The organism is Myxococcus vastator (assembly GCF_010894475.1).
Taxonomy (GTDB): Bacteria; Myxococcota; Myxococcia; order Myxococcales; family Myxococcaceae; genus Myxococcus; species Myxococcus vastator.
In genome coordinates, this window is sequence record NZ_JAAIYB010000543.1 from 1 (window position 1) to 5,078 (window position 5,078).

Below are 5,078 nucleotides of genomic sequence, written 5' to 3' on the forward strand. Positions count from 1 at the left end.
CCCTGGAACCCGCCCCCGGCGCCGCCGAAGCCCTCGAAGGGGTTGCCCGCGTGCCCGAAGCGGTCGTACTTCGCCCGCCGCTCGGGGTCGCTCAGCACCTCATAGGCCTCCGAGGCCTCCTTGAACTTCTCCTCGGCGTCCAAGTTCCCCGGATTCCGGTCCGGGTGGTACTGCAGCGCCACCTTGCGGAACGCGCTCTTGAGCTCCTGCGCGGAGACAGACTTCTGGACGCCCAGGACCTCGTAGTAGTCGCGCTTCTGACCCGCCGCCGCTGGCATTGATTACAACCCCTGGAAATTGCTGTGCTTTTCTGCGCTGCGTGAAAACTCGAGTCACTATAACGCAGCGAACCGCACCAGCAATCCAGCGGGGACACGCGCCGCCCGCGCCCACCCGGTGCCAGGCGGGCATCCGGGCGGGTGGCGTGGCGGGAAGAGAGGAAGCCGTCAGACGGTCCACACGCGGTTGGCCGTCAGCTCCATCCGGGCCAGCCTGCGTTTGAGGCCCGGGTCCACCGCGCCGGTGGAGGCCCACTTGGGCACCACGAAGTGGAGCTCCGCGTTGTACAGCTTCGCGGCGCTGGCCAGCAGGCTCCAGCGGTTCTCCGCCGTGGGGTCTTCCACCATGTTCGGGGTGACGATTTCCAGGATGATGGGCGTGCGTGCCGAATCCGACTGCCGGCAGGTGAAGTCGGGGCGGTGGTCCTCGATGGTCCCCGACAGGATGGGAGGCGGCATGAAGCCGGGAAGGCGCGCCTTGATGTCCGTGTACCCGATGGTCCGGAAGTACTCGGCCATCAGCCACAGGAGCCGCCGGCGCTCCTCGTCCTCCACGACCGGCTCACAGCCCGGATTGAGCAGGGCCTCTTTTTCGTTATTGGTTTCCATGGCTCCCCTGAACCTGTCCGCAGGGGTGAAGGTGGGCAATGGAACTGGCCCGGGCGCTGCAAGCGCCCGGTGGCAGGGCAGCCGACAAGGCATCAGACTCCAGGGCCCGGTAGCCTTGGACGTTCTGGCGACTCAGTGACAGAGTCCGCCGCCGAACAGTGGCTCCCCGTCCTTCGCCTCACGTCTACCGCCGGCTCCTCGGCTACCTCCGCCCGTACCGCCTGCTGCTCGCCGCGGGGGTGAGCGCGTCGGTGGCCGCGGCCATCGCCACGTCCGCCTACGCCTGGGTGGTGGGCCCCCTGCTGCGCGCGCTGCTCACCCACGAGCCCGTCACCGTCGCCGGGGTGTCCCTGCCAGGAGACGCCCTGCTCAAGCGGTTGCCACTGCTCGTCGTGGCCGTGGCCATGGTGAAGGCCACCGCGCAGTTCTTCCAGGGCGGGCTGATGCAGCGGCTGGGCCAGCGCGTGATGGCGGACCTGCGCGGGTTCCTCTACGGACGGCTGCTCGGCCAGCCCCCCGCGTTCTTCGAGCGGCGGCACTCCGGCGAGCTGCTGTCGCGCTTCACCGCGGACGTGCCCCTGGTCGAGTTCTCCGTGACGCAGGCGCTCACGTCCTACGTGAAGGACGGGCTGCAAATCATCGCGCTGCTCGTCACCTGCTTCCTCATCGACAAGACGCTGTTCCTCTTCACCTTCGTGGTGGTGCCGGTGACGGTGTTGCCCATCAACCGCTTCGCGCGCTCGCTGAAGAAGGTGGCCGCGCGCTCGCAGGAGCGGCTGGGCTCGCTGACGGCGCTCACCGCCGAGCAGCTCCAGAACCTGCCCGTGGTGCAGGCCTTCCGCGGACAGCCGCGGGCGCTGGAGGCCTTCGAGGTGGAGGCGGACAAGTACCTGGGGGAGATGCGCCGCTCGCTCTTCCTGCGCGGCGCGGTGAGCCCCACGGTGGAGCTGCTGGGCATCGCCGGCGTGGCCATGGCGGTCGCCTGGGGCGCGCGCGCGGTGGCGGCGGACCCGGCGCTGGCGGGGCGGCTGCTCTCCTTCATGGCCGCCGCGTTGCTGCTGTACCAGCCCGTGAAGTCGCTCAGCGGTACGCTGTCGCAGGTGCTGACGGGCCTGGCCGCCGCGGAGCGCCTCTTCGTCATGGCGGATGCGCCGTCCGCGCCGGACGTGGGCGACGCCGCCGGGCCGCTGGCGCGCGAGCTGAAGCTGGAGGGCGTGCGGGCCACCTACGCGGACGGGCGCGAGGCGCTGCGCGGGGTGGACCTGGTGGTGCCCGCGGGCGCGCGCGTGGCGCTGGTGGGCCCCTCCGGCGCGGGCAAGACGACGCTGTTCTCCGTGCTGCTGGGCTTCTTGCCCACGTCGGGCGGGCAGGTGCTGTGGGACGGGGCGCCGCTGACGGCGCTCCAGCCTTCCAGCGTGCGCGGCCAGGTGGCGTGGGTGCCCCAGGAGCCGGTGCTCTTCTCCGGCACCGTGCGGCACAACCTGCGACTGGGCCGGCCCGAGGCGACGGACGAGGCGCTGTGGGAGGCGCTGCGGCTGGCGCACGCGGACGACTTCGTCCGCGCCCTGCCCGGCGGCCTGGATGAGCGGGTGGGCGAGCGCGGCGGCCGGCTGTCGGGCGGACAGCGGCAGCGGCTGGTGCTGGCGCGGGCCTTCCTGTGCCGCCCGTCGGTGCTGCTGCTGGACGAGCCCACCAGCGCGCTCGACGCGGCGAGCGAGGCCGCGGTGGGTGAAGGCCTGGTGGCCCTGATGAAGGGGCGCACGGTGCTCGTCATCGCGCACCGGCTGTCCACGGTGCGGGACGCGGACCTCATTGCCGTGGTGGAGGGCGGCCGCGTGGTGGAGGCGGGCACCCACGCGCAGCTGCTGGCCTTGCGGGGGCGGTACACGCAGCTCCTGGGCGAAGGCGCCGTCGCGGCGTGAGGCGGCGCGCGTCCCTGGCCGCTGCCGGACACCCCGCCCGCTTCCGCCTTGCACCCCCACTGTCGCTCTGCCAGCGTCCCAGGCTGACTTCGATGCGTCCCCGGGAGCCGCTGTCCCTCAACGCCCTGCTGCTCGTCCCCGCTCTGGCGCTCGCGGCCCTGGCGTGTGTGGCGGTGTCGGCTCGGCAGGGCACCCTGGCCACCGCGGCCACGCTGACGCTGCTGCTGCTCCCCGTCGTCTTCCGGTTGTGGACACGTCCCTGGTACCGCGGGCTGGTGCTGCGCGGCGCCGGCGTCTTCCTCATGGGCATGCACGTGCCCTTGCTGCTGACCGGTGTCCTCGCCCATGGCCGCATCGGCTGCGGCGACGGCGGGTGTCCCAGGCTCTACCTGCTGGGTGTGCTCGTCTCTCCCGTCGCGGGAGCGCTGGCGAGCGTCATCTACTGGCTCGTGGGTCGTCCTCCGGTCTAATTTCACAGGCTTAACCGGAGAGACTACTCTCTCCTGAAATGCTCGTTCCGCTCCGGCTTCGTCTCGCGCCCGGCTTGGCCGTGGCGCTGGCCGTGCCCATCACCGTGATTGTGTGGTGCTTCACCTTGGCGCCCCTGCTGAAGGGGGTGGCCGGGGTGTCGCAAGCGCTCCAGGCGGCCGGGCCATTCGCCGCGCTGGTGGCGATGGCGCTGGCGCTGGAGGTGCCGCTGCTGTCCCTGGCGCTGGTGGGCTCGGGCGTGGAGCGGCGGGTGCCCTTGTCCGCGATGCTGGGACTGGCCACCTTGCCGTGGATGCTGGGGTTGATGGGCACCGAGGTCCTGATGGACCGGGTGCTGGTGTCCCTGCCCCGGCTGGACACGGTGGAGGCGGGCCTGGCGCTGGCGACCCGCACGGGAGAGGCCATGGCGCCGCGGCTGCTGGGCGCCTGGACGAGCACCGCGCTGCTGCTGGGGCTGGCGCTGGGGCTGGCGCTGGCGCACTTCGACCCCTCGGGCTTCCGGGAGGCCGCGGGCCCCCGCAACCGCAGACTGCTGCTGGCCAGCGGCGTCTCCGCGTCCCTGGCCTCGGTGGCCCTGGTGGGCGCGCTCGAGGCCCGCCACCTGCTGGGCTTCCTCACCAGCCTGGCGCGGATGCCGGACGCGGAGCGCTCGGAGCTGATCGCCACGGGGCTCGCCGCGACGGCGAACCTGCGCGCGCTGCGGTGGACGTGCACCGGGGTGCTGACGGTGCTGGGGCTGACGCTGATGGCCCGGCGGCGCGCCGGAGAAGCGTCTCACACGCCGCTGGGCTGGTCGGCGCGGCTGGTGCCCGCCGCCGCGGTGGCCGTGCTGCTGGTGCTGGATGCGAACCCGGTGAGCTCCGCCACGGAGCACGCGCCGGTGGCCATCCCCGCCGAACACGGCGAGAGCCCCACCGGGAGCATGCCGCGGCCACCCTCTGGAGACGTGAGCCCCGCTCAGCCCATCAAGATGAACGCCAGCATCCCCAACCCCACCAGCAACCCCAAGGCAAGCACCAGCACCATCGTCAAACCCTCCCCGGGCCGCACCACCGGAGGCGTCACCTCCTCCACCACCGCCACCGCGGCGGGCGGCACGTCGAAGACGGCGGCCTGAGCCGTCGTCACGATGGGCGCCTCCACGGCGGGCAGCGTGGGCTCTGAGGGACGCGTCAGGCCGCCCTTCATCTCCAGGCCCTCGCGCGCCAGCGCCAGCACCCGCTGCATGTGGAGCAGGTAGCGGTCCTGTCCCGTGTACGTGCCCATGGCGAGCGCGGCGCGCATCAGCCGCTGCGGCACGAGCTCCGGGTCCGTCTGGACCACCGCCGCGGCCGTGGGCTTGCCGCCGCGCTCCAGACAACCGGTGCGCACGCCCTCGCCGCTGGCCCACACGTAGTGGTCCTCCAGCAGCGTGAGCTCCTGCCGGCGCACGCGCCCCTCTGAGTCCACCAGGGACATCAGCTCCGCGCCATCCGGGCACAGGTGCCAGACGGTGCGCAGTCCATTCTCGCCGGGCGGGCCTTCCACCGCGTGGACGCGGTAGAGCGCCTGCACCGCGGTCTTCAACGTCTCCACGGAGGTTTCTGCCATGTGTGAACAGAGACTAGGTGCGAAGGTCCTGAAACGGAAGACGACCCACCGCTCGTCTGGCTGGCGGCCCCGCTCCTCTCGCACCTGGAGCCTCCCTACTGTTCACACCAGGAGGATTGAGCCATGGCCATCACGTCTCCGGAGGTCATGAAGCCGCGTGCGCCCGCCCGCCCGCTGTGCTTAGCGTGCC

At 72.0% G+C, this 5,078-nt stretch carries 5 protein-coding genes; 2 read left to right on the forward strand and 3 right to left on the reverse strand.

Annotated features, from left to right (window positions below):
- Window positions 1-278, reverse strand: a 278-nt coding sequence (locus G4D87_RS33390) for a DnaJ domain-containing protein (RefSeq protein ID WP_163786732.1), incomplete at its 3' end; no start/stop codon positions are given.
- Window positions 279-446: 168 nt separating this feature from the next.
- Window positions 447-887, reverse strand: a complete 441-nt coding sequence (locus G4D87_RS33395; RefSeq protein ID WP_163786733.1) for a hypothetical protein — start codon at window positions 885-887, stop codon at window positions 447-449.
- Window positions 888-1,045: 158 nt separating this feature from the next.
- On the opposite strand from G4D87_RS33395, the gene G4D87_RS33400 reads away from it, so the two are divergent.
- Together G4D87_RS33400 and G4D87_RS33405 are read left to right on the forward strand one after the other, a co-directional pair.
- Entirely contained in the window at window positions 1,046-2,809 is a 1,764-nt protein-coding gene (locus tag G4D87_RS33400; protein WP_163786734.1) for an ABC transporter ATP-binding protein, read from the forward strand.
- Window positions 2,810-2,901: 92 nt separating this feature from the next.
- Entirely contained in the window at window positions 2,902-3,279 is a 378-nt protein-coding gene (locus tag G4D87_RS33405; RefSeq protein ID WP_163786735.1) for a hypothetical protein, read from the forward strand.
- A 976-nt stretch (window positions 3,280-4,255) separates the two neighbouring features.
- On the opposite strand, the gene G4D87_RS40170 is transcribed toward G4D87_RS33405, so the two are convergent.
- Complete coding sequence (locus G4D87_RS40170; RefSeq protein ID WP_240358818.1) at window positions 4,256-4,888, reverse strand: hypothetical protein; 633 nt, start codon at window positions 4,886-4,888, stop codon at window positions 4,256-4,258.
- Window positions 4,889-5,078: the final 190 nt, after the last annotated feature.

Excerpts from the sequence above, each read along its gene's own strand:
- G4D87_RS33395 (WP_163786733.1), bottom strand. The coding sequence starts at position 887 with ATGGAAACCAATAACGAAAAAGAGGCCCTGCTCAATCCGGGCTGTGAG.
- G4D87_RS33405 (WP_163786735.1), top strand. The coding sequence starts at position 2,902 with ATGCGTCCCCGGGAGCCGCTGTCCCTCAACGCCCTGCTGCTCGTCCCC.
- G4D87_RS40170 (WP_240358818.1), bottom strand. The coding sequence starts at position 4,888 with ATGGCAGAAACCTCCGTGGAGACGTTGAAGACCGCGGTGCAGGCGCTC.